The sequence below is a fragment of the Pseudoalteromonas luteoviolacea genome (genome assembly GCF_021654285.1).
Lineage (GTDB): Bacteria > Pseudomonadota > Gammaproteobacteria > Enterobacterales > Alteromonadaceae > Pseudoalteromonas > Pseudoalteromonas luteoviolacea_J.
Map to the genome: position 1 here is coordinate 110,579 of NZ_JAKFZS010000002.1, position 25,392 is coordinate 135,970.

Consider the following 25,392-nt stretch of genomic DNA (forward strand, 5'->3'; position numbering starts at 1 on the left):
TTACTCATGGTGGTTGCAAAACTAGCTTGATTGTACTTAAAAGAAGACTTGGTGTATTTTAGTTTAAACTTTAGGTAAAAATTACATGGTAAAGCAGATAATCATTTAGCTGTAATTTAAAAGTGATAGGCCTAAATAGTTAAATCAATCTAGGTAGTAATTATTTATGCTTGAGTTAATAGGTGTTTCAAAAAACTTTACAGATAGCAGCGTTATTACACAGGCTTTGCAGCCAATTAATTTACAAGTTCAGGATGGAGATTTCATTTCCTTCATTGGCCCATCTGGTTCTGGAAAAACTACGCTTCTCAATGTATTGGGATTATTAGAGACTCCCTGTAGCGGTGATTATATTTTTGCAGGAAAACGCGTTTTAGCTTTGAGTGACAAGGAAAAATCTCGTTTGAGGAATCGGGATATCGGGTATGTTTTTCAAGGTTTTCATCTACTACCTGACTTCAACATTTACGACAATATAGAGATGCCATTGCGCTACAGCAGAGAGCATGCTGTTATGCGTAGAAAGCGGGTAGTGACGTTATTAGAGCAAGTAGGTTTAAGCGATTTTGCTAAGTATAAACCATCTCAGTTATCAGGTGGGCAACAGCAAAAAGCAGCGATAGCACGTGCGCTTGTGACTGAGCCATCGGTTATCCTTGCTGATGAGCCAACAGGTAATTTAGATTTACATAGTACCGCAGAAGTGATGGCACTATTGTCGACCTTGAACCAACAGGGCACAACTATTTTAATGGCAACACACAATTTGGAATTGGCTCAACGGAGTAAGCGGGTTATCGAGGTAAGGGATGGTGTTATCAAAGAGCGTAGCCTTACTCATTATGCGAGACGATGGGGCATAGCAATGAATCGTTTACCTACGCAATAGTTTACCTACGCAATAGTTTACCTACGCAATAGTTTACCTACGCAATATTAAATCTTTCCCAGTATTGTTTATAGAGTGTTACTTAGCTTAAAAAATATTATTTTAAACTCGAAATTAACAATTATGGGGTTGCTGAGATGACTTTTAAGTAATTATTATGTATCTTTTCTTTTTCCTAACCTTGTCACTTAATATGTAATTAATGTTTTTTTTACTTTTTTGGGGTTAGGAGCAATTTAGAGTAACGTACTCATAAGTGATTAATGGATTAATTAACAAAGCATCAAGGAATTATCGGGAACAATAATAATGTTACATAAACCAAATCTTATCTCTGGAAATACGACGAAACTGCTCCAGAATCAAACTTCAATATCCACTTACAATACGGATTCAGCTGCTGAAGCTGTTTTATTTTCTTGTTATATATAAAAAGTGACTAGTTATTAGGAGAGAGCATGCTGTACTACTATATAAAGCTTGCCATTTTTAGTTTAACCAGAACTCCCCTTTTAAGTTTTCTTATGATTGCAACGATTTCTGTTGGAATTGCGGCAACCATGGTTACTTACACTATTAGCTATATGATGAACAAAGATCCGATCCCAAGTAAAAGTGAGCGACTATTTACAGTGCATCTGAGCTCCTGGGGTTTGGACAATATGTATCGAATGCGAGATGGCAAGGAAGACATTCCTATTTTTGTTACTTATCAAGATGCTATTAATTTATACAATGCGCAAAAAGCATCGAAACAAACCATTATAGGTAGTTCTAAAGCAATGACGCGTAGCAGTGAGCAATCAGTTAACGAAGCAATATCAACTGGCATTAGGTCAACAACGTATGAGTTTTTTGACATGTTTAACGCGCCTTTTTTATATGGCTCCGGTTGGTCGGCATCAGAAGATGAGCAAGGAGCCCAGGTTGTTATTTTATCGAAGCAGCGCAATGAGATATTGTTTGATGGTCAAAACTCCATAGGTAAAGAAGTAATAATTGGAGGCATTGTACATCGGGTGGTTGGGGTGTTTGATGATTGGCCATTGATCCCGAGATTTTACTTAGAGGAATATGATGCTTTGAGTGAAGTACGCGATATGTTTATTCCTTTTCGTACTCAAATGAATAATGAATGGGTTGCAAGCAGAGACTCTAGTATGTTTTGCTGGGGAGAGTTTGAGCTTAGTGATTTTTATTCAGTTATAAACTCAGAGTGCGTGTGGCTGTATTTTTGGATAGAGTTGGAGTCCGCAGAGGGTCGCAGTGAATATCTGGACTTTGTGAACAACTATGCGCAAGAACAGCGTTCATTAGGGCGCTTTCAACGTGAGCAGATGAATCGGGTTTTAAATGTTAATGAATCATTAAGTCGCAATAATACAATGGGCAATGAGAGTAAAGTCGCGGTGTGGTTAGCCGCAGCATTTTTATTTGCCTGCCTACTTAATTGCATGAGTTTAATGATGACAAAGTTTCATGGCAAAGGAGGCGAAGTTGGGTTAAGACGCGCCATCGGTGCGAGTAAGCAGGATATAGCGTTACAGTTTGGACTTGAAACGATCATGGTAGGTTTAATTGGAGGCATTTTGGGTCTAGTACTTGCCAATATTGGCTTATTAGTCACTGCCGAAGTGTATAGCCATTTAAATACTGAATTGATGAAAATGAATATGGAAATCGTAATAACGACTCTTTTATTATCGATCGTAACAAGCACCCTATTTGGGCTCTACCCTATCTACAAAGCTTGTAAAATCGAGCCATCTGGTCAACTAAAGAGCCTGTAAGGAAGCGAATATGAAAGATCTCAAGCCGATTATTGTATCGCTTTTACGCGCAAAAATGGCGCCATTATTACTGATTTTACAAATAGCGGTAACTTTTACTGTTTTAGTAAACTCGGTCTATTTAATGGCTGAAAAGCATGCGGATATTACTGCACCCACTGGCCTATCAGAAGATGTTCTTTTTTCTTTTCAGATACCACACCGAGGAGAAGAACAATCACAAAAAATTGCAAACATGTACAGAGATTTAGAGTCAATAAGAGCTCTTGAAAGCGTTGCGCAAGTGAGTATTATCAACTCTATGCCACTCTCTAATCGAGGCGGTGGTTTTGATATCAGGCTGGATCCTGATGAACCAGGGTATGTAACTAAAGCCGCCATTTATACAGGTAGCTTTGACTTGATTGATACTATGGGCGCAAAGTTAATAGCCGGTGAGGGGTTTGATTTGGTTGATGAGGATGCGAGGAGGGATTTTGGCCTGGGACGAGTAACAGGTGTAATTATTACTAAAGCACTTGCACAAAGTTTATTCCCTGAGGATTGGCATCAAGCATTGGGCAGCACTATCTATTTGCACCAAACCCCTCACACTATTCGGGGGGTAGTAGAGTATTTGGCTGGACCATGGAGTTTTTGGCAGCACAAGAAAAACAATATGATTTTTCCAACGATATTTTTGATGACGGATATTACTTTTCTCGTAAAAGCACATGAAGGTTTGCGTGAACAAAGCATGAAAGATGTCGTTGAGTTGCTAATGCAGGATCCACACCGCCAGATTGATGAGCTTAAATCGATTACAGAGTTTAAAGAAGAGGCTTATCAAGCACAAAATGCAGCGTATACAACTTTACAGGCTGTTATCGTTGGCCTTGTTCTGATAACCATGTTGGGTGTATTTGGTCAAACTCGATTTTCAGTTCTTAAACGCAGAAAACATATTGGAACTAGGCGTGCTTTAGGGGCAAGTCGTGGTGAAATTATAAGATACTTTACATTAGAGAATCTTCTTTTAACTTCATGTGGGGTTTTCATAGGTACGTTATTAACCATTCTGGCAAATAATCTATTAGTTATTCATCTTGATCTTTCACCAGTACCTTTTGTGTATTTGATATATGGCTGCGCAGTAGTGATCGCTTCTGGATTTATTGCCGTTATTCAACCAGCATTAAAAGCCGCAAATATCTCTCCAGCGGAAGCAACGCGGACTGTCTAATTGTCCTTAGAACTCGCACTTTGTGAGTTCTAAGCCTTCATTTTTATTATTTCTATTTACTATGATGTTTTTATAAATCGCCAAAATAATTAAGATGCTTGTTAGTGAATACAGTATTAATTTTGTGTTTCTTTCCTTCATTTTGCTTTACAATATTTTAAGTTTTATTTTTGGGTACTCAATGACCCAGTCTTGCCATACTGTTTGATAAATAGCATAAAGAACAGCTAAGTATATTCTTTATACTACGTTAAGCGGTCAATAAGAATAATGAAATGCAGTAGAATAATTAGTAAAAAAGTAAAGGAAATGCCATGTTAAAAATGCGGGGAGTTGCTAAGTCTTTCATCACTGACACGATCAAAACGCAGGCGTTACAGCCATTTGATCTTGAGATTAAGCAAGGGGAATTTGTTGCTGTAGTTGGGCCTTCTGGTTCTGGGAAAACGACATTTTTAAATATTGCGGGTTTGCTAGAGGAGCACTCTGAGGGGCAATATTTTTTAGATGAAAAAGAGACCACAGGATTATCTGATAAACAAAAATCATCGCTAAGAAATCAAAAAATTGGATTTATCTTTCAGAGCTTTAATCTTATCCCTGAGCTCAATCTGTTTGATAATGTTGAAATGCCACTTAGGTATCGAGATTTTAACGCGAAAGAACGCTCAGAAAGGGTATTAAATGCGTTAGAGCAAGTTGGCCTTGCAGGACGTAAATTCCATTACCCTCAACAATTGTCGGGCGGCCAACAGCAGCGTGTGGCGATTGCAAGAGCCTTGGCTGGCAGCCCTTCATTTCTACTTGCCGATGAACCGACCGGAAATCTTGATTCAAAAATGGCCGACGGCATTATGTCTCTACTCAAAGATATTAATAAACAAGGTACCAGTATTCTAATGGTGACCCATGATATGGAGCAGGCGCAGCAAGCGGGTCGAATTGTAGAGATACGAGATGGCCACCTAAGCGAGCAAAAAGTTGCAATGACAGCATAGGGGTAGGCTAATGGGTAATTATTACTTTAAGTTAGCTTGGCTCAGTTTGAAAAAAACGCCTTTGCTGAGCTTATTGATGGTCGGTACAATCGCCATCGGGATAGCTGCTGCCATGATGACTATCACGGTAGGATATATGATGGGTAAAAACCCTTTACCCCACAAAAGTGAACGTGTCGCTATGGTACATTTAAATGCTTGGGATCCTGCTGAACCGATAACTCACAGAAGAAATGGTGATCCAGACATTCCTAGTATGCTGACTTACCGAGACACTATGGCGCTTATCACTGCGGACAGAGCCGATAAACATGTCCCTTTCACAAACTTCGCAGCTACGATAAGAGTGGAAGATGCTGATGTAAGAACCGCACAATTACATGAGGTCCGTTCAACCAGTCGTCATTTCTTTAGTGTTTTTGGTGCGCCTTTCATTCATGGGGGGACTTGGAGTGAAGAGGCTGATATGCAAGGTCAGTCTGTCATCGTATTATCAAAAAGAGAAAACGATCGCTTGTTTCAGGGGGCTGACTCTACAGGTGAACATGTTATTGTCGGATCACATTTGTATCGTGTAGTGGGTGTCATAGACGACTGGCAGCCGACCCCGAAGTTTTATGTCAACGAATTCGATATGTATAAACCGACCTTGCCCTATTTTGTCCCTTTTGAATCACAAATGAGAAATAACCTCTTTTCGCCAACCTCTATGCCTTGGAATTGTTGGGGGGATGGCCCAACTTCGACTTTACAAGAAGTCATGCTATCTGAATGTGTCTGGATAAAGTTTTGGCTAGAGTTTGAGACTGAGGAAAAAAAGCATGATTATTTCGAGTTTATGGAGGACTACACTGAAGAGCAAAGGAAAGTGGGGCGCTTTAATCGGCCTGAGCCTAACCGGCTCATGTCTGTGACAGAGTTTTTAGAAGAGGAAGGCGCTGTTAGTGAAGAAAATAAAATCGGAATCGGTTTTGCGTTAGCATTTTTATTTGCCTGCTTGTGTAATGTAATGAGCTTAATGATGACCAAGTTTCACGGTAAAGGGGGCGAAGTAGGCTTGCGCCGCGCTGTCGGTGCCACAAAGCAAAACATTGCAGTACAATTTGGCTTTGAATCAGCTTTGCTCGGTTTCTTTGGTGGTGTGATAGGCTTGATACTAGCGCAGCTAGGGCTTTCAGCCTTAACAGAGATGTACCCAGAGTATCATGTGAATGTGATGACGATGGATTTGACCTTGATGGTGAGTACTATTTTGCTTGCAGTTGGGACGTCTTTACTATTTGGACTTTGGCCGATTTATCGTGCAGTTCGAGTTCAATTATCCAGTCAACTTAAAAGTTTATAGGAGCGTAAGATGAAGGATCTCGCACCCATACTTAAAACGTTATGGAAGAATAAAACCGGCCCACTGCTATTGATCATGCAAATTGCGGTGGCGTTCACTATTTTGATAAATATCTCTTTTATGGCGGTATCTAAATTACATGAGCTGAAAGTGCCAAGTGGCCTTGATGAAGACGTACTGTTTTCTTTTCGTACAAATTTCCCCGTTGAACCAGAACAGTATGCAGCGCGAATAAAGCAAGATCTACGGGATATAAAAAGCGTAGAAGGCGTTGAGAATGCAACTACGGTGAATTCAATTCCACTGTCGAGCTGGGGACAATTTTATTCAGTCAATGAGGCAGAAGATCCTGATAGCTATATTGCATACGCAGGTGCGTATAGTGGCTCCAAGGGGTTTATAGATACACTAGGCCTTGAGATAGTTGCTGGTCGAGGCTTTGAAGAAAGCGAAGTACAGATCGCAAACCTTGATTACCATGAGCGTCCAAACTCAATTCTAGTCACACAAGGTCTAGCTGAGCGGATTTCGCCCGAAGATTGGTCCACAGCAGCAGGCATAACCGTTTATATTAATGGCCAACCTTATCAGGTTGTGGGTATTATTAAGGAGCTTGTCGCTGTGTGGCCTAGTTGGACTGGGAATGAGCGCAGTATAGTTTTTCCCACTTACCATTATGTTAATGAGGGTAAGTTTATGGTGAAAACTAAGCCAGGCGAGCTTGAACAAGTTATGGAGGGTGTCAAAGATTTACTAATGCAACAGCCGGGGCGATTTGTCGCTGATCTAGAAAAGTTCAAAGACACACGTGAAAAAGGCTATAAAGGCATGGAGTCATCACTCATTATTCTTATGAGCGTGACGGTGGGACTGATAATATTAACCATGCTGGGTGTGTTTGGACAAGCACGTTTTACCTTGATGAAACGCCGTCGTCAAATTGGCACAAGAAGAGCTTTAGGTGCAAGTAAGTCTCATATTATGCGGTATTACATCATTGAAAGTATTTTGGTTGCTGGCACAGGTGTAATCGTAGGCAGTCTGATGGCTGTGTTATTAAATGTCAAACTGATGGAAATTTTCCGAGTGGACTCAGTTCCATTGGAGTACTTTCTTTATGGAGGCTTAATTGTCTTGGTGGCTAGTCTAGTCGCGGTGATCCCTACAGCGTATAGCGCAGCTAATATTTCCCCTGCGACTGCGACGCGTTCAGTCTAGTTCTCCTCACACTCTATCAAAGTTATTCGTTTTCTTTGATAGAGTAGCTTATCAATAATCTATTTCAATAAGTACTCATCCAGCAGAATGAATGAGTATGTTTTTATGTGCTTGTTATTGTGTCTAATTTTATTAAGTAGTAAAAAAAGCTTATTTTTGTGTTTGCTTTAAGTTAACATTTGGAGAATGATTTTAGTATACTCTTAGTAGAGTAGGTAATAAATTGCGGGGTAAACATGAAGTGGCTGATCTGGGGGGTACTCAGTTTATATACGTGTCATCTCTATGCTCATAATCAATTGGTAGTTGATATCATGAGCAGTGAAAACTTCAGTCAGCGTTATAATGAGTTTCTTAATGGCCGCTCCCCTCTGGACGTCAAATCATTTTATCCCACGACAAAAGGCTCCCATATTGAAATTATTGAAATGGTCTTGCTCCAGCAAGCACTGTTTTTGGGAGGAGAAACTCGAGAGGTCGTTTTTAACCCTAAACCGTCGGTAAACATCATTGAGTTTTCGGATATGATTTCCGGGGATAGTCTAATTTTAGCGCGCAGTGTTTGGCATGAAGATATTATTAATTATAGAGGGTCGCTCTATGTGAGTGACGCACTGGTTAAATTTGGCCAGTACGAGGCCGGTTTGTATGTGACTAGGCGCAATGTTGCTTTGCAAAACTTGCCACAAGAGCAGTTAGAGCAATTAACAGTGGTCGCTAACCCAAGATGGCGGGTTGATTGGCGTGCTTTAAATAACACAGATATTAATATTGTGAGCTTCATAGGGCCTTGGGAGACCATGCTGAATATGGTTGAAACGGAGGTCGTGGATGCCATGCTTATTAATTTTAGTGTCAGCCAAGATCTGTTGCTCAATTTTGAAGGCCGAGAGTATGTGCCTATTCAAAATATTAAAATGATGCTGCCTGATTCTCGTCATTTTATTGTAAGCAAGAATCATCCGCAGGGTGAAATGATTTTTGCTGCGCTCAACCGCGGCTTAAAAATATTACGTGCTCAAGGCGTGTTGGATAAAGCGCTGCAACAGTCTGGGTTTATCAGTCACCTAGTTGAGGACTGGCAATATGTGAATCAGCAAATGCTGTATCCAAGTCAGGCTGCACGATGAAAAAAAGTCTGTATTTTTTAGTGGGGTACTGTGTGTTGAGCTTTGGGGCTTGGGCCAATATAAGTCTAGAGCCAAATTCCTCTCAGCGTGAAGACTTGTCAAAAATGCTGATGCATTTAACAGATAGCCTCAAAGAAGATTATGATCTTAATTTATTACCGCAAGTGCGAGTGCTCAGAGAGCAGTCAAAGCAACTGGGTGCAAAAGACTTACAAGCGCGGTCTTTATTGTTAGAAGGGTTAATTCGCCAACACTTCGGAGATTACAAGCACAGTTTGGTCTTGCATAATGATGCACTGAATATCGCTAAACCTCTAAACTTACCTACTTTAGAAGTACAAATTTACCTTGCGATGGCACAGCTTGAAATGGATTTGGAACGATTCCGCTATGCTCAGCAGCTGCTTGACCAAGCTTATTTTTTAATTACAAAACAGGTTGCAGCCGATGAAGCCCATGCGTTAATGGGCGAGTATGTGCTTTGGCAGGGGTCGTTATATTTACTCAAAGGCAGCTACCGCCAAGCGCTGATGACTTTAAGTGATGCTACATTAACTGAATATACATTGCTGACAAGCAAACTCGCGTTAGCACGAGCTTGGGCACATTTGAGTATTGGAGAGTATCAAAAGGCCCGTAAACTTATCAATTCTGACTTAGTAAAGCCGTCGGTACTCAAACGTAATTTGCATTTACGGGTTCGTTATAAATTGATGGGGGCAACGGCATCTTTGCAAGCAGGAGATTTTGCGCTGGCTATTGATACAGCTAAACAGGCATTGAATGACACCTTTGGAACACGCTTTTTAACTGAGCAATCTTTGTTGCAAAATATCTTAGCAGGGGCGTATGCACAACTCGGTGATTTTGAGCAAGCACATTTGTATTTAAAGCGTTTTGCATTGTCTCAGCAAGCGCTTAATTTGCAAAAGCGTAACAATAAGCTTTTGCAGCTAGAGGCCCAGTATTCACTCGCGGCACAAAAGCAGCAGTTGAGCGTATTAGAAAAAGACAATGCCCTTCAGGCGCAACAACTTATTCAGCACCAGCAGCAGATTGATAATGCACATCTTGCGCAGCAGCGAGGCGTACTTGGTCTGTTGTTAATCGCATTGGTGGTTGGTTTTGGTTATTGGCGCTGGCAAAACAAGCGCTATCTCATCACTCTTAAGCAACAGGTCGCAGAACGCACAGAAGAGCTTGCGGAGCGAAATAAGCGTCTGCAAGCTTTGAGTTTTACTGACAGCTTAACAGGGTTAAATAACCGACATTACTTTTTTAGTGTGATTGATGCTCAAATTAAGCCCGATGTATCTATGAACAACGACAAACAAGAAATGATATTTTGCTTGCTGGATATCGATCACTTTAAAAGAGTAAACGACACCTATGGCCACGCAGCAGGGGATATTGTGCTGCAAACGGTTGCCGATATTTTAAAGCAGTGCACCCGAGAAAGTGATTTGGTGATCCGCTGGGGCGGAGAAGAGTTTCTAATCGTGATGCCGAATATGACGCATAATGAGGCCATAGAGGCAGTAGAGCGAGTTCGTAGACAAGTGGAGTGCTTTCCATTTGTGGTCAATGAGCAGCCTATTCAAGTCACTTGCTCTATCGGGTTTGCGCCGTACCCACTGACGAATGGTGCGAACAATACTTTGAGTTGGGAGCAAGTTATTGAACTTGCTGATAATGGCTTATATATGGCGAAAAAAGAGCATCGCAATGCTTGGGTCGGGTTACAAAGCCTTAATCAGCCGTTAAACTCGTCTATTAAACAGTTAAATGAAGACTATCGAAGCTTGATAAATAGTGGGCAAGTGATCGCGTCAACCAGCTATTAAGCGTAAAAATTGGCATAACAAGGCCAGTAGCATGGTAAACTAGTTGCATCTATACACTGTTAAAACTTGAGTCCGCTGTGCTCCCAATTGAAGCTGTTTTTTCCGAGTTAGTCGACCACCTCAATACCCATGAAACTGTGTTATTACAAGCTCCACCTGGTGCTGGTAAATCCACTTGGTTACCTCTTAATCTAATGAAGTCAGGTCAATATCAACGCATTGTGATGTTGGAACCTCGGCGTTTAGCTGCCCGTAATATAGCCCAATTTTTAGCAGGTCAGCTGAATGAGTCGTTAGGTCAGCAAGTGGGATTGAGGATCCGCCAAGAAGTCAAAATATCTGAACAAACTCGGTTGGAAATTGTCACTGAGGGAATGCTGACGCGGATGATACAGCAAGATCCTGAGCTAACGGGTATTGATCTGCTGATTTTTGATGAGTTTCACGAGCGTTCACTGGCTGCAGACACGGCTTTGGCATTTGCGCTAGAAACGCAAGCAGCGCTCAGAGATGATTTGAAGATTTTAGTCATGTCAGCAACGCTTGATAGTGAACGTTATCAAACATTTTTACAATGCCCGCTGATCTGCTCTGAGGGGCGCAGTTTCCCAATCGAGCAAAAATATATTCCAGTTAAAGACGAAAACCAATGGTTGATGCAAATCGCCCCGGTGATACGCCAAGCTTTGAAAGAAGAAGATGGCAGTATCTTGGTTTTTTTACCCGGTCAAAAAGAGATACGTTACGTGGCTAATGCATTGCAAGGGGGGCTTGATAGCGAGCCTAAAGTGCATATAGCGACCCTATTCGGTGAGCAAGATAAAAGCGCACAGCAAGCGGCCATTGCGCCAGCACCTGATGGTGAGCGTAAAATCGTACTGACAACAAATGTGGCTGAGACATCACTAACGATTGAAGGGATCCGAGTTGTCGTCGACTCAGGAAAGCGCCGTGCAGCCGTATTCAATTTAAAAACGGGCGTTACTGAGCTCAAAACCGTCTCCATTTCGCGAGCATCCGCAGTGCAGCGAGCGGGTCGTGCAGGACGAATAGAGCCCGGCGTTGTGTATCGTTTAGGAAGCCAAGCACTGTTTGAGCGGCGCGATGCACATGATAAACCGGATATTTTGAGCTCAGATATCAGTGGGCTGATTCTAGAGTCTAAAGTATGGGGGACACAGATATCTGATTTACCATTATTGGATATGCCAACGGATGCCCAGCGCAAGCAAGCTGAACAATTGCTGATAAATTTAGAGGCCATTGATAGTCAAGGAAAGCTAATGACCCTTGGTAAGCGCATGCAGCAAATGGGCAGTGAGCCAAGGTTTGCGCATATGTTGCTTAAAGTACAAGCGCTTGAAACACAACTACCCGGCATCACTTTATTGGCCTGTTATTTTATGGCGCTACAAGATAGCCGTATGAAGTGTGCGCCGGAGCTCAGCCTTGCACTCAATCAATTGCACCACAATGCGCCTCAAACATTTACTAAGCAGTTGAAATATTGGTGTAAGCGTGCCGATATATCGCATAAGACCAATGAGCTTGCGCTTGAGCATTTGGCCATTGTTGTGGCGCTCGCTTACCCTGATAGATTGGCAAAGCGACGCGGAAACGGGTTTGTTTTAGCAAATGGTGCGGGTGTAAACGCTCACAATGAGTTTTGGCAAGACTGTGACTATTTGGCCATTGCAGAGCTGGGCGGTCAACAAGGTCAAACCATTTTTAGTGCAACTGAGTTTCAGCCGACTTTGCTTGAAGTGGTTTTACCTCACTTATTTAAGCAAAAAACGGTTTGTGAGTTTGACCAAAAGCAGACCCAGTTTTTACATCAAGACAGAGTGTACTTAGGGCAGTGGGTGCTCAGTGCCAAGCCGAGCTCATCACCGTTAAATGAAGCTGCAAGAACACAAGCTTGGGTGTCAATTATTAAAGAAAAGGGCTTAAGCATCTTCTCTGCTTATGGCGACATTGAGCAGTTGCTGATACGCATGCAATTGGCTGCACAGCATTGTCCAGATACATTTCCAACCAGCACTGAGTCAGACTTAGTTGCAGATTTATCAGAGTGGTTAGCGCCATTTTTGAGTGAGGTTAAACAGTATAATCAGCTTAAAAAACTCGATTTGAAAAATGCCTTGCTCACTCGCCTAGATTGGCAAAAGCAGCAACAATTAAATACGTTGTTACCAGAGAGAATTAAGGTGCCTAGTGGTTCTCAGATCCGAGTTGAGTATCAACTAGAGGGGCCTGCGCGCTTGGCAGTTAAAATGCAAGAAGTCTACGGGATGTTGCAAAGCCCAACACTTTGCGAAGGGAAAGTGAGCGTCTTGATGGAACTGTTATCACCTGCACAAAGGCCGTTGCAATTGACGCAAGATCTCGCACATTTTTGGCAATCAAGCTACAAAGACGTGCAGAAGGAAATGAAGGGCAGGTACCCCAAGCATTTTTGGCCTGATGACCCAGCGATAGCGACCGCCACGAATAAAGTCAAAAGCCGCATGTAAAAGCGCATTCCCCCGTTTGTTAATCTGCGGGGGAATTAAAAAAACGAAAAAACACCTTTACCTAAACTTAACTTGAGGTTTTAGTCTGGCCGTAAAAGATAAATAATAAACAACAGGATATTCAGATGGAACTCACTCAATTCTCTTCGCAAATAGGTCGATTCACGCCGCTCGTATGGGTCATGTTACTTGGCAATTTTTTTGTGAGAGCCAGTTACTATATGGTTTGGCCTTTTCTCGCGGTAATTCTTTACAGCAAATATGGTTTAAGTGCCACAGAGGTCGGTGTACTGCTCACAGGTTCTGCGGTGTTTGCGGTATTACTTGGTTTTTATACGGGTAACCTAGCGGATAGATTTGGTCGATTTGCGTTGTTATATACGGCAGCTGTCGTTGGTGTACTCGCTTTTACAGCCTTAGCATTAGCAGAGCAGCTATGGACATTTTGCCTCGCCGTCTTTTTTGCATGTATGCCCAGAACGTTGTGGGATGCGCCTAGTAAAGCACTGTTAAGTGATGAACTCAGCAATGGTCAAGATAGAGAGCTTGCCTTGCATTTACTGTATTTTTTAGTGAATGTGGGCGCGGCAATTGGTCCACTGTTTGGTCTATGGGCTGGACTCAATGGTGAGCAGTTTAGCTTTATTTACACTGCATTTGCGTACTTAGGACTGTTACTGGCATTAATTTTAAAGCAATCAAGTGCGGTGAAAAACGAGGACAATGCGCAGCAAGCTCAGGTGCCAAGCTTTAAGTCTTGGCTTGCTATTTTGCGTCAAGACACCCGTTTTTTATGGGTTTTATTGGCGACATTCCTAGTGTATTTGGTATATGGGCAGGGCGATTCAAGCTTAGTTCAGTATCTGACTCGCGCTGAGGTTCCTGAGCTTGCAGTACTGGTTTCAAGTTTGATTATAACCAATTCACTGGTCATTGTTATTTTCCAATTCCCTTTATTACATGTGATGCGCAATTGGAGTATTCAGTCTCGCCTATATTGTGGTGGTGGTATTCTGGTTCTATCACAAGTGATGATGGCGATAAATCCCGTTTATGGATTTTGGGGATGGATTGGCGCTATCGCAGTATTGAGTTTCAGTGAAGCCATTATGTTTTCCAATATCAATATTCATATTGACCGTATGGCACCTTCCCATTTAAAAGCGAGTTATTTTGGTGCTGCTGGTTTGTGCTCATTGGGCTTTGCATTTGCGCCACTTGTTGGTGGTGTACTGCTCGATTGGAGCAGTGGGGCTGTGTTGTTCATTGCGATGGCAATTGCCAGTGTAAAAGCACTCTACCTTTACAAGTTAGCAGAAAGTGCAAGTGACTAGGGGGTAGCTTAAAGTGCCAACGGTTAAAGCTCCCGTGATGGGAGCTTTTTTATGTATTAGAAGTTGATGATGGTCGACACCGCTTCTTCTTCAGTCGTCTGAATCGACAGCTTAATTTGTTTGTTTTGCCAGTCGATATCAACCATACCATAGTTGCTACCCGACTTATTAATGAGATGCCTGTCGCTGGTGGTTAAGTTACTGACGTTATCACTGACAATGCCCACTTGGCCTGAAGGAATAGTGGCACCTGAAGGCGCACAGTTTCCCCATTCTCCAGCAATACCTTTACCATTGTCATCCACTTGGGTGTAACACCAAGGCTGGTCATGATCTTTTGTGGTACAGCCTCGGTAGGTGGTTCCGCCATAAGTGAATGGGAATTGACACGCTTGGTCATATTGGCCACTGCCTTTGGTATCCGCGTAAACAGGGAGTCTTAATGGGTTTTCAATGTGATATGGCCAATTTTGACCAAACCCTGAGGCTGTCACTTCATAGACGGTGACGGCATCGCCGTGTTCTGCGCTTTTTGGAATTGTTTTTTGTAACAACTCACCCCAATGCTGATCGCCGGAGAGGAAAACAACCGCTTTGGTCTTGCCTGAATTTATTGATTTTTGTACTAAACGCAGCAGTTTGGCGCGCTCTGATGGCACCTCTGCCCATGATTCGTAGCTGGTGCCCGATAGACCTGTTTCATTCAGCTCAGCAATGGCTTGTTCGAATTGTTGTCCATCACCATATGCACAATATTTGTCTCGACTGCGGCCTTGATAAAGCGGTGGTAAAAACTGAATACCACTGGCGATGAGCTTTATCTCAGATGGCGTATTGAGCTGTTGCTCAAGCCATTGCCATTGCTGCTCACCTAATATGGTGGTTTTATCTCCTTCGCACGTACCATAGTTAGTAAATGTCGGTGAGCGGAAATAACGGGCATCTAAAGTGATCACATGGGTGCGCTCATTTGCAGGTCCAAGCATTTTTGCTTCGTAAACGCCAGCTTGACCATTTAACCTTGGATCATTTGCCGGTGCATCAAAGTGGTGAAGATATTCTTTTTGGCTGGCGACACGCTGTGGGTAATGTTTACCGTCGTTATTCGCGCCGTAATCATGATCGTCCCATGTTGCCATGACAGGAATTTGAGCAGCCAAAAATTTTTGATAATCGATGTTACGTTTTTTATCATTATATTTTTGCCGCATGGTATCCATATCTGTGGTATCGGCATAAATGTTGTCACCTAACCAAAGAAATAAATCTGGCTGATGTGAAATTAATTTGGCCAGTGCTTGAGGCATATCGCCTTTGGTTTTAAAGCACGAGCCCAGTGCAACTCTATCTAAACGTTTACTTGCTTGAGGATGGGTATGCGATAACAGCGGTTCATTTTCAACGGGGGCGCATGCTTCCCAACTTCCTTGCTCATCGGTATAACACCATGGTTCATCGTTGTTAATGGTCGCACAGCCATAAAAGCGCTCACCTTGAAATATGGAAGGTGTTAGGCATGACTTTCCAGATACTGTTTTGAATTCTGGGATGGTTTCAGTGCGAACATTTCCCCAAGTTTGCCCATCGATAGCTTGTTTTAAATAGCACCACTGGCTATTACTATTGTTCTTGTCTGTAGTGCCTTGATAGCGAGCAAGTTGGTAGCTAAAGTTGGATTGGCATTGCTCATAAGGTACTTCAGGGGCGGCGGCGGTATGTAAACTCATACTCCCTAAAAGTATGCTTGCGCATGCTAATTTAGATTGCTTCATTGTAATTCCTAAAAAATTATTGTTCGTCCTCCCTGTTGATTTGGCCCTTAGAGATATGTCGGTGGGGTGCTTCCTGCTTGACAAAAAGCAGTGTATTTCCCAAAAGTGAAACTGCGTTGTCAGAAACATGGCAAAATTATGTCTAAGGTCTTTTTTTAGACTTGTAAAAGGTGAAAATATGTTTGTAAGGTTATGAAAATTTAAGTTTTATTATTTTATTTATAAACAATTTTTATTTTTTTATTTGGTCTTTGTTTGCTTGTGTTTGTCGTCAATTTTGGGTATTTTTAGCTGGTAATTGTATTTTCCGCGTACTTTTACAAAGTTGCAAAGTAAAAGGATTTTGCAAATAAAGTTAAAACTAAAAATCACAAACTCGCTTAATTGAATAACAAGAAAGTTGACTTGCTCATTGAGGACTCAGTTCAAATTGGCAAGAGGCATTTTTGCACAATTGTGTAAGTGGTTGCGGTACGATAAGTCAAAGTTAATTTGAATTTATCGTGTTAAGAAATGAAATTTGCTAAAAAAAAGCGGCGCCTTACGGTGCCGCTTTTTGTTTTGAAATACCAAAGTATTTACTTTTTTTGTCTGTTCAGTAGCTAAACTTATCGGAAATGACGCCAGTACTTTAATGAGAAATTATCAATATTTACCTCAACTGGTGAGCTACTAAATGATCTGACTCTAACGAGTAAACGATATAGTGCTTTACTCTGGTCAAGCTGATATAGCTCGTTTATTTGGAAGTTGCCATTACCCAATATACGCTCTTCACAAAAAGACGTACGTTCCCCGCCATGGTAATAAACATCCGTACACACTTGGATTGGTTTCCCATACTCTGCTTGGGTGGCATTGAGGTCTAATTGCGTGTGGGTCTGACTTGCAAACACTGCTTGGCCCCAAGGGGTAAAATGTGAGTAACTTGCTTGTCGCCATGGTGATAGAGAGAGTGCAAGGCTTTTGTCGCCATAAAGTGGTGAGTCTTGGTTAATGGCGATTGTGACGTCATCCGGATAGCGTGTTGTGAAATCAATTTGTCCAGATTCATAATCATTCAATACCTGATACATGGCCCCATCCACTTTTGTCGATGCACTGTACATATCTATGTCATCGATCACAATGAGATCGTTTGATTCAATTTCAAAATGTACAGATGAAATGGCTGAAGTGTCATAGTCATCGCTAAAGTCGAGCACCAAAGGCACGCGTTTTGTTTCGTTTGCAGCCAGTTCGAGTGTGTTGTAGTTTGCGATGGTATTAGCTGCCCCTGAAAACGCTTTGGTGTAGTCTGCTCGACCAGAAAAATTGACGGCAAGTGATTCATTGCCTGGGTTATGTACAGTGATATATGTGGCTAGATATTCAGGTGTTGAATGGACAATAAACAGGTTATTTTTTTCAAATCTCAATTTAAAGCGGCCATTGTCATCTGCATTAATTTGCACCGCATTTTGACCTGATGTCGTTGGGTGGTGAATGAGTGAGGGAGCACCACTAAAATGGTGATTCAACTGCGCCTGTGTAGCAGACTCAAAGTCACCCTGAATTGGGAAGTGGGTGATCGCCGTACTGGCTTCACCTTGGTTCTCACCCAATATGGCTGAAATATTATCAAAGATGACGGGCATTTCTTCGAGTAGATGCATGCTCCATTGCACGGATACTTGTTTGATTTTTTTGTCTTTTGGCAATGTGGTTTTAGCATCAAAAGAGTGAATGCTTTGCGCTTGTGGCGGGATAACATGTGCGTCAGAGCCATAGACTTGCATTTCGCTGCCATCACTAAACTCAATGGTAAATGAGGTATAGAATAAAATGTCTTGAGCAAATTGTGCATGTGCAAGCGCTGGTAACTGCACGTCAAAGCTGACTTTGAATGGCGTCGATTGTATAAATGTTTGATTAAGCTCGAATGATCGCTCAATTTCAAAATGACTTTGTGCGTTCACCTGTAGGCTGTATTCGCCAGAGATAGGGTTGGTATTTGTCCTAGCGATAGACGTCACATCGCCATAGTTTACTTTTATATTCTCCAGAGACTGTTCAAAGTTAAGGTGGGCGACTGATTGAGCATAAGATTGATAGCTACATATACTGACCAAAGCAAGCACTAAAGGCTTAATTTTCATTTTCCTTTCCTTATTTAGTTGTAATTTCAAAGCACTTGTCGGTAGGTTAAATAAAATATTTAGTATTTATTCTAAATTTAAAATAAAAGTACTGATTTAGTATTGCTTTTTTTGATGAGTGGGCCTGTTTTTTATGCAGTTAATAGGCTTTATCTATCCGGTTCGATAATAATTTCCTCGTTGACAGGGTTATACAAACTTGGTTTATCAATTTGCTGAGCAATCAGTCTTTGTGGCATAGATGGTGTAAGTAGGTGGGAAAATGCACTGACTTCATGATAGCGCTCATCTAACCATTTATTAAGAAGTTCAGGCTGTTGCGGCAATATCAATGGACTCGCTTTATCGTGAAAAGGTGTGAGCTTGGGGTGAGGTGGAAGAGTGATAATTGAACAAGAAAAAGTGTATTCGCCTGTTATTGGGTGTAGCCACTTTTTATAAAGCCCTGCAAAGCACAATGCCGCATTGTGCGCTTTAAAGTCATGATAGAGGATTGGTTTGCCATTTTTATATTGGGTTTCACCAAATCCTTTTGCTACCACAATACAGCGATGGTACCGATATGGATGGTAAGCTGCGCTGCCTTTCACATTGAGCTTATCGTACCGGCTGTTAAATGATGTGTATTTTGAAGGTTTAAATCCTGTCTCCGTTTCTGATAGTAACAACCACCAAATGGCATCGCTGAGCAGACGCTGATTATTTTCTTGATATAAGATACTTATCTTATCTGTCGCCCGTTTGAAGCGTGAAAACCGTATTTTCTCTGCTGGGTTTTCAATGCCTAAATCCAATAGAATTTGGATCACAAATGGGTCGTCAGTGATATTGAGTCGGCCACACATAGTCACTCCTCATCTCCACTTCACACATCAGTGATATTCACTTGAGTTTAGCGGTGATTGATAAAAAATGATCATACTTGCACTTTTAGTTATGATCTATAATACTGTATGTGTATACAGTGAAGTGTGTGATATGGCCAATTTAATTGATTTTTTACAGCATCAGAATCTTGTTTGGCAAGGCACCGATAACGCGCCTTTGTCTCAATGCGTGAGTGAAAAGCACAGCACAGGCTATGAGGCATTAGATAATCACCTTGATGGCGGCTTTCCTTTCCCTGGGGTGGTGGATATGCAAAGCGAAACAGGTATTGGTGAGCTGCAATTACTCCTGCCTTTTATTCGTTCGCGCACACGTTTGTGTGTGATGATAAACCCACCCGCTAATGTGAATGCACATGCATTGATACATCAAAATATACCCACAGAATTAATATGGGGAGTAACAACCTCCGAGCCTATTGAAGCGCTTTGGGCGGCTGAGCAATGTTTAAAAAGCGGCGTGTGTAGCAGTGTGCTGTTATGGCACCAAGAAGTACATATCCATCAAGCAAAACGCTTGTTATTGAGTGCGCAAACTGGGCAAAGCATGTGTTGCCTGTTACGTCATAGCATGGTGCAAGGTGGCGCACTGCCTGTCAGTTTATCTATGCAGCTGGTGCCGAGCTCTGCAGGGTTAAATATCAAAGTAAATAAGTTAAAAGGGGGATGGGCAAAGCCAAATATGACGCTTGCATGGTCATTACTTTGGCCGCAACTTGTTAGCCATTCTGAACCTTTGCATGGGCAGGTATTGCCGTTTAAGCAGAGTGTTAGCAGGTAATTGCGGTGCTTTGGCTTTATTTACACTTTCCTCAGTTACAGTTAGATGGTTTGTTAGCTCAAGATGATCATTTCTCACCGACCATTATTGTGTCCGGTAGTAACAATACGGTTGTGCAATTAGATGTGTCAGCTCACGAACTTGGTGTGAGGCAAGGGATGGGGCTAGGTGTTGCTTCGTCAATGAGCACGTCATTAAATGTGTATGAATTTAAAGCCAGTTATGAGCAGAAACGATTGCTAGAGCTGGCTCAGTGGTTGTATTTAGATACCGCCGAAATTCATATTTCGAAGTCCTGTGGTTTACTGCTCAAAGTGTCTAACATGCTGTCTTTACATACTGATTTAGCACATTATTGGCAACTTATTAAAGCCCGCCTTGAAACGCAAAATGTGCAGTATCACTACAGCTTCGGTTATTCACCACTGGCGGCTCAGTTGCTCGCACAATCGGGTTTTAATCGGCTTTGTGACGACCGGATACAACTGGCAATAGAGCTTGGAAAATTACCTATTTCGTCGCTTTTATTGAGTGAACGTCAAAAGCAGCAACTTAATCGAGTTGGTATACACACAGTGCAAGCCCTCTTTGCAATCCCTTTGGTTGAACTAGGGAGGCGTTTTGATAATGAGCTGGTGCAGTATGTTGGTCGACTGCAAGGCAAGTTGCATCACCCTGTCGAGTTTTATCAGCCCCCTGAGGTATTTGAACGAGAGATCACCTTGTTGTATGAATTAGAAAACCTCGACCATCTGATAAAGCCTCTATTTAAATTACTAAAACAGCTAGAAGTATTTTTAAGGTTGCGCGATAAGCTGACATCATCGATCGAATTAGTATTAATGCAAAGAGATATCGAGCCGCTTTGTTTAACCATCGGCTGTGCACATGGAGAGTATCGAGCACAAAAATGGCAAGGTTTATGTCAGCTGGTATTGGCGCGCACGCAGTTATCAGCGCCGTTACAAGCAGTGGCATTAAAAGTAGACACATTCTGTGAGCCACAGGCGCACAGTGATGATTTATTTTCTGAGCGCATCGGCACTATGACACGTGCAGGTTTGCTTTCTATGCTACAAGCAAAACTAGGTGAAGAGTCTGTATTTGGTATTCAAACTACACCTGATGCTCGCCCTGAGTATGCCTCAGTTCGAAGTGAACCCGCTTTGCATGCAGCACCAGCACAGTTATCTGAGCATACCGCACCGCTGCTTAGACCAAACTTGCTGCTTAATGAAATTCAACCGCTCAATGACAAGGTTATTTTACTTCAAGGACCGGAGCGGATCTCAACTGGCTGGTGGGATGGTCATGACATTGAACGAGATTATTTTGTTGCACAAGATATGCAATATAGGCAGCTGTGGGTGTTCAGAGATAGGCAAAATCGCTGGTTTATACATGGGGTATTCAGCTGATGCAATACTCAGAGCTTTTTTGCCAGAGCAACTTTTCTTTTTTGGAGGGGGCATCTCACCCTGAAGAGCTGGTCAAGCAAGCGCATTTTCTAGGGTATTCAGCGTTGGCGATCACCGATGAATGTTCATTAGCGGGTGTTGTTCGAGCACATACCTTAATTAAAAACACTGAGCTTAATTTAAAGTTGATTGTGGGCAGTGTGCTGCGTTTTGAGTCGCTCAAGGTCGTATTGCTTTGTCCAAATAAAGTCGCTTACAGTGAGTTGTGCCGAGTGATTAGCAATGCCAGGCGCCGAGCGAGCAAAGGAGAATATCAACTTGAAAAGTGGGATCTACTGTCATTAAAACACTGCTTCATTTTGTGGTTGCCGACAGGTAATAAAGCAGATGAGGAATGGGGAAAATTACTCACGCGCCATCACCAAAAACGGACTTGGATTAGCGTTCAAAGAGAGTTAAGCAATCTAGAAAAGCAATATACCCAGCACTGCGAAATGCTCTCTGAGCAGTTTGATTTACCTGTGTGTGCGGTGGGTGCTGTGCTTATGCATGTTGCAAAAAGAAAGCCACTACAAGATGTTTTAAGAGCTATCAAGGCAAATCAAAGTGTTGAAAAAAGCAAAGCAGAGTTATTGGTTAATTGTGAGCGCGCGATGCGTGCAAAAGACAAAATCGCAAAGTTATTTAAGCCGCAATGGCTGGCTGAAACAAACAAAATAGCCCAGCTATGTGAGTTCAATCTGGATGAATTACGGTATCAGTATCCGAGCGAGTTGGTACCAAAAGGCCAATCGGCGATGGGCTATCTACGTGAGCTGGTTGAACAGGGTATCAAGCGCCGGTTTGCAAAAGTTGTACCCAAAGACATTGCCCTGACCATAGAAAAAGAATTGGATTTAATAGAAGAGCTCGATTATCCGTACTTTTTTTTAACGATCTATGACGTTGTGATGTTTGCTAAAGCACAGGGTATTTTATATCAAGGGCGAGGATCTGCGGCGAATTCAGTCGTGTGTTATTGCTTGGAGATCACTGCGGTTGACCCTCGCCAAGTGGCAGTTCTTTTTGAGCGTTTTATTAGTCGAGAGCGAAATGAGCCACCGGACATTGATGTTGATTTTGAACATCAAAGGCGCGAAGAAGTGATTCAATATATTTATCAAAAATATGGCCGAAAACGAGCTGCATTGGCCGCGACAGTGATCACTTATCGCTTTAAAAGCGCTGTGCGCGATGTGGGCAAAGCGCTGGGTATAAGCGAATCGCAACTGACATACTTTATTAAAAATGTTAATCGCCGTGACCGAGGGCTGAATTGGCAGGCGCAAATTGTTGAATTGGGGCTTGAGCCTGACTCGTTAAAAGGTGCGCAGTTTATTGAGCTGGTCAATGAAATAATGGGTTTTCCAAGACATCTATCCCAGCATGTTGGAGGCTTTGTGATTTCTGCAGGTCCTTTGCATGATCTAGTTCCGATTGAAAATGCGTCTATGCCTGAGCGCACTGTGATCCAATGGGATAAAGATGATTTAGAAAGCCTTGCTCTGCTAAAAGTGGACGTATTGGCATTGGGTATGCTCAGCGCGATTAGAAAAACATTTGAGCTAGTTAAAAAACACACCAAGCAATGTTTGAGTATTGCGAAACTGACTCGGTTACAAGATGACCCCAAAGTCTATGAGATGATACAAAAAGCAGACACTGTGGGGGTATTTCAAATTGAGTCTCGTGCGCAGATGAGCATGCTCCCAAGGTTAAAGCCCCGTTGTTATTATGATTTGGTCGTGCAAATCGCCATTGTGCGACCAGGGCCAATTCAAGGTGATATGGTGCACCCTTATTTAAAGCGTCGTCGTGGTGAAGAGAAAATCTCTTACCCATCTAAGGCAGTTAAGGCAGTGTTGGAACGGACTTTAGGAGTGCCTATTTTTCAAGAGCAAGTGATCAAGCTCGCTATGGTGGCAGCTGGGTTTACAGGGGGGGAAGCCGATCAGTTAAGGCGGGCAATGGCATCTTGGAAAAAAACCGGTGAGCTGATGCAGTTTAAAGATAAGCTACTAACAGGTATGACTGAACGAGGCTATGAACATCAGTTTGCGGAGCGTATTTTTGAGCAGATCTGCGGGTTTGGGGAGTATGGTTTCCCTGAAAGTCATTCGGCCTCTTTTGCTGTGTTAGCGTATGCGTCCTCTTGGCTTAAATATTATTATCCGGCCATGTTTTATACCTCTTTACTCAACAGTTTGCCGATGGGGTTTTATAGTGCGTCGCAGCTGCTTCAGGATGCAAAGCGTCATCATGTCACTATTCTTCCTGTTTGCGTGAATCAATCAAGTTATGACCATACGGTTTGCCAGTTTGAAGGGCGATGGGCGATTCAATTAGGGCTTAGAATAGTGAAAGGGCTGAATCAAACAATGGCAACCTTGATAGTGGATGAACGTCCTAAACAGGGTTTTTCCAGTATCCAGAGCTTGTGTGAGTTAGGGGTAGATAAAGGCACACTTGAGCGTCTTGCATCGGCCAATGCGTTAAAACAGTTTAGCGATAATAGATATCAAGCTCGATGGCAGTTGATGAACCAAGAAACGACACTGCCGCTTTTTAGTGACTTGCCTTTGTTGCAAACCTCGCAGATTCAAACGCCAAGTGAATTTGAGGATTTATTGGAAGATCAGACATCTACTGGGGTTAGCTTGAATAAACACCCGATCACTTTACTGGATGAACAAGGCAAGCTGAGTGCATTTACGCGCATGAATGCGCTTTGTAAAAAACAGCATAAAAGCTTGGTCACTGTAATAGGCGTTGTCACAGGGAAACAGTCACCTGGAACCGCAGCGGGCGTGACTTTTTTTACTCTTGAAGATGATACGGGAAATATTAATGTTGTGGTGTGGGCTGGCACTGCGCGGGCTCAAAAGCAGGCTTATTTGGGGGCAAAGTTACTAGAAGTTAAAGGAATTGTAGAAAAGGAAGGGGAGGTTATCCATGTTATTGCAGGTAGGCTGATTGACCAAAGCCAGTTATTGCAAGGCTTTGAAAGCAAGTCTAGGAACTTTCATTAAACTTTTTCAAAATTAATTTCAGTAGCGTGTTATTTTTTGTTTTTTATTGCGTTTTTTAAATCAAATAAGGTCGTTTATTTAATGTAATGAGAGAGCTCTTATTAGTATTACGCAGTAGGAGTCGCATTTAGCGCAAAACGACAGGACTCGTTTGTGACGTAAAGCGACAGGATTCGTTTGTGACGTAAAGCGACAGGATTTGTTTGTGACGTAAAGCGACAGGACTCGTGTATGGCGTAAAGCGGCAGGATTCGTGTATGGCGTAAAGCGGCAGGATTCGTGTATGGCGTAAAGCGGCAGGACTCGTGTATGGCGTAAAGCGGCAGGACTCGTGTATGGCGTAAAGCGGCAGGATTCGTGTATGACGCAAAGCGGCAGGATTCGTGTATGACGCAAAGCGGCAGGACTCGTGTATGACGTAAAGCGACAGGATTTGTTTGTGACGTAAAACGGCAGGATTCGTGTATGGCGTAAAACGACAGGATTCGAATATTGATTAAAACGAAGGGATTCGTTTTATTGCGCCTTGTCAGCTTCAAGCGCTAATTTTTTATATAAGGAATATAACTATGACTGATTTCATTCGTGAAGTGGTGGCAACGATGCTTTTTGTTGTTGCGATTGTGGCACTTTATATTCTTTTTTCGGCAGGCTTTAATCTTATTTTCTGCTTATTAATCCCTATTAGCTTTGTGAGCGCATATTTTATCTGGCCAAAGCGTGAAAGCCGTGAAAAAGGTAGTACTGCGTTAGATATCCTCGAAGCGATAGTTCTGTTTCCTGTTGAATGCTTTATTTGGATCTCACGTTTGTTATATCGCTTATTGGGTTTTCTTGTGATAGACAAAGATGGCAGCGACTTAGATTAACCTGCAATCACTCATATAACATCTCTGTCTGCTGATTTCTTTTCAACTTTCTATCCCTTATCTATACTCAATAGCTGTGTGAGCTTTACCTTCGTTGAACTTTTCAAGCGGATATTGCAGTGAACGCCAGTGTGACCTTTCGACTTTTAAATTTTTTTATCTTCACATTCTGTGTA

The 25,392-nt window shown here is 42.2% G+C and carries 17 protein-coding genes; 14 read left to right on the forward strand and 3 right to left on the reverse strand.

Annotated features, from left to right (window positions below; genetic code table 11):
* Positions 1 to 166 precede the first annotated feature (166 nt).
* From L1077_RS01880 to L1077_RS01925, 10 genes are all read left to right on the forward strand, one after another.
* On the forward strand, positions 167 to 889 hold the full coding sequence (locus L1077_RS01880) for an ABC transporter ATP-binding protein (RefSeq protein ID WP_237135358.1): 723 nt from the start codon (positions 167 to 169) through the stop codon (positions 887 to 889).
* A gap of 524 nt (positions 890 to 1,413) precedes the next feature.
* Positions 1,414 to 2,679 carry an ABC transporter permease gene (locus tag L1077_RS01885; protein ID WP_237135359.1) on the forward strand — a complete coding sequence of 422 codons (1,266 nt, stop codon included), beginning with the start codon at positions 1,414 to 1,416 and terminating at the stop codon, positions 2,677 to 2,679.
* 10 nt (positions 2,680 to 2,689) lie between these two features.
* Positions 2,690 to 3,901 (forward strand): ABC transporter permease, encoded by a 1,212-nt coding sequence (locus L1077_RS01890; protein WP_237135360.1) that lies wholly within the window; start codon positions 2,690 to 2,692, stop codon positions 3,899 to 3,901.
* A 314-nt stretch (positions 3,902 to 4,215) separates the two neighbouring features.
* A complete protein-coding gene (locus L1077_RS01895) occupies positions 4,216 to 4,899 on the forward strand; it encodes an ABC transporter ATP-binding protein (protein ID WP_237135361.1) in 684 nt (227 codons plus the stop codon).
* A 10-nt stretch (positions 4,900 to 4,909) separates the two neighbouring features.
* Positions 4,910 to 6,244, forward strand: coding sequence for an ABC transporter permease (locus tag L1077_RS01900; protein ID WP_237135362.1), 1,335 nt, complete (start codon positions 4,910 to 4,912; stop codon positions 6,242 to 6,244).
* A 9-nt stretch (positions 6,245 to 6,253) separates the two neighbouring features.
* Positions 6,254 to 7,462 carry an ABC transporter permease gene (locus tag L1077_RS01905; RefSeq protein WP_237135363.1) on the forward strand — a complete coding sequence of 403 codons (1,209 nt, stop codon included), beginning with the start codon at positions 6,254 to 6,256 and terminating at the stop codon, positions 7,460 to 7,462.
* A 236-nt stretch (positions 7,463 to 7,698) separates the two neighbouring features.
* Entirely contained in the window at positions 7,699 to 8,592 is an 894-nt protein-coding gene (locus tag L1077_RS01910) for a transporter substrate-binding domain-containing protein (RefSeq protein WP_237135364.1), read from the forward strand.
* Positions 8,589 to 10,436: a GGDEF domain-containing protein gene (locus tag L1077_RS01915; protein WP_237135365.1), complete on the forward strand. Its 1,848-nt coding sequence runs from the start codon at positions 8,589 to 8,591 to the stop codon at positions 10,434 to 10,436. The genes L1077_RS01910 and L1077_RS01915 overlap by 4 nt, the downstream gene beginning before the upstream one ends.
* Positions 10,437 to 10,513: 77 nt before the next feature.
* Complete coding sequence (gene hrpB / locus L1077_RS01920; protein ID WP_237135366.1) at positions 10,514 to 12,949, forward strand: ATP-dependent helicase HrpB; 2,436 nt, start codon at positions 10,514 to 10,516, stop codon at positions 12,947 to 12,949.
* 125 nt (positions 12,950 to 13,074) lie between these two features.
* Positions 13,075 to 14,283, forward strand: coding sequence for an MFS transporter (locus L1077_RS01925; protein WP_237135367.1), 1,209 nt, complete (start codon positions 13,075 to 13,077; stop codon positions 14,281 to 14,283).
* Between the two features lie 56 nt (positions 14,284 to 14,339).
* On the opposite strand, the gene L1077_RS01930 is transcribed toward L1077_RS01925, so the two are convergent.
* The 3 genes from L1077_RS01930 to L1077_RS01940 form a co-directional block, all read right to left on the reverse strand.
* Positions 14,340 to 16,055 (reverse strand): alkaline phosphatase D family protein, encoded by a 1,716-nt coding sequence (locus tag L1077_RS01930; RefSeq protein ID WP_237135368.1) that lies wholly within the window; start codon positions 16,053 to 16,055, stop codon positions 14,340 to 14,342.
* Between the two features lie 608 nt (positions 16,056 to 16,663).
* Complete coding sequence (locus L1077_RS01935) at positions 16,664 to 18,193, reverse strand: hypothetical protein (protein ID WP_237135369.1); 1,530 nt, start codon at positions 18,191 to 18,193, stop codon at positions 16,664 to 16,666.
* A gap of 149 nt (positions 18,194 to 18,342) precedes the next feature.
* Positions 18,343 to 19,038, reverse strand: coding sequence for an SOS response-associated peptidase family protein (locus tag L1077_RS01940; protein ID WP_237135370.1), 696 nt, complete (start codon positions 19,036 to 19,038; stop codon positions 18,343 to 18,345).
* Positions 19,039 to 19,171: 133 nt separating this feature from the next.
* On the opposite strand from L1077_RS01940, the gene imuA reads away from it, so the two are divergent.
* The 4 genes from imuA (at position 19,172) to L1077_RS01960 (ending at position 25,216) form a co-directional block, all read left to right on the forward strand.
* The gene (imuA, locus tag L1077_RS01945; protein WP_237135371.1) at positions 19,172 to 19,861 is read left to right on the forward strand and encodes a translesion DNA synthesis-associated protein ImuA; all 690 of its coding nucleotides are present in this window, start codon (positions 19,172 to 19,174) and stop codon (positions 19,859 to 19,861) included.
* A gap of 5 nt (positions 19,862 to 19,866) precedes the next feature.
* Positions 19,867 to 21,279 (forward strand): Y-family DNA polymerase, encoded by a 1,413-nt coding sequence (locus L1077_RS01950; protein ID WP_237135372.1) that lies wholly within the window; start codon positions 19,867 to 19,869, stop codon positions 21,277 to 21,279.
* Positions 21,279 to 24,347 (forward strand): error-prone DNA polymerase, encoded by a 3,069-nt coding sequence (locus L1077_RS01955; protein WP_237135373.1) that lies wholly within the window; start codon positions 21,279 to 21,281, stop codon positions 24,345 to 24,347. Before L1077_RS01950 ends, L1077_RS01955 begins: the two co-directional genes overlap by 1 nt.
* Before the next feature lie 569 nt (positions 24,348 to 24,916).
* Complete coding sequence (locus tag L1077_RS01960; protein ID WP_237135374.1) at positions 24,917 to 25,216, forward strand: hypothetical protein; 300 nt, start codon at positions 24,917 to 24,919, stop codon at positions 25,214 to 25,216.
* The last annotated feature ends 176 nt before the right edge of the window (positions 25,217 to 25,392 follow it).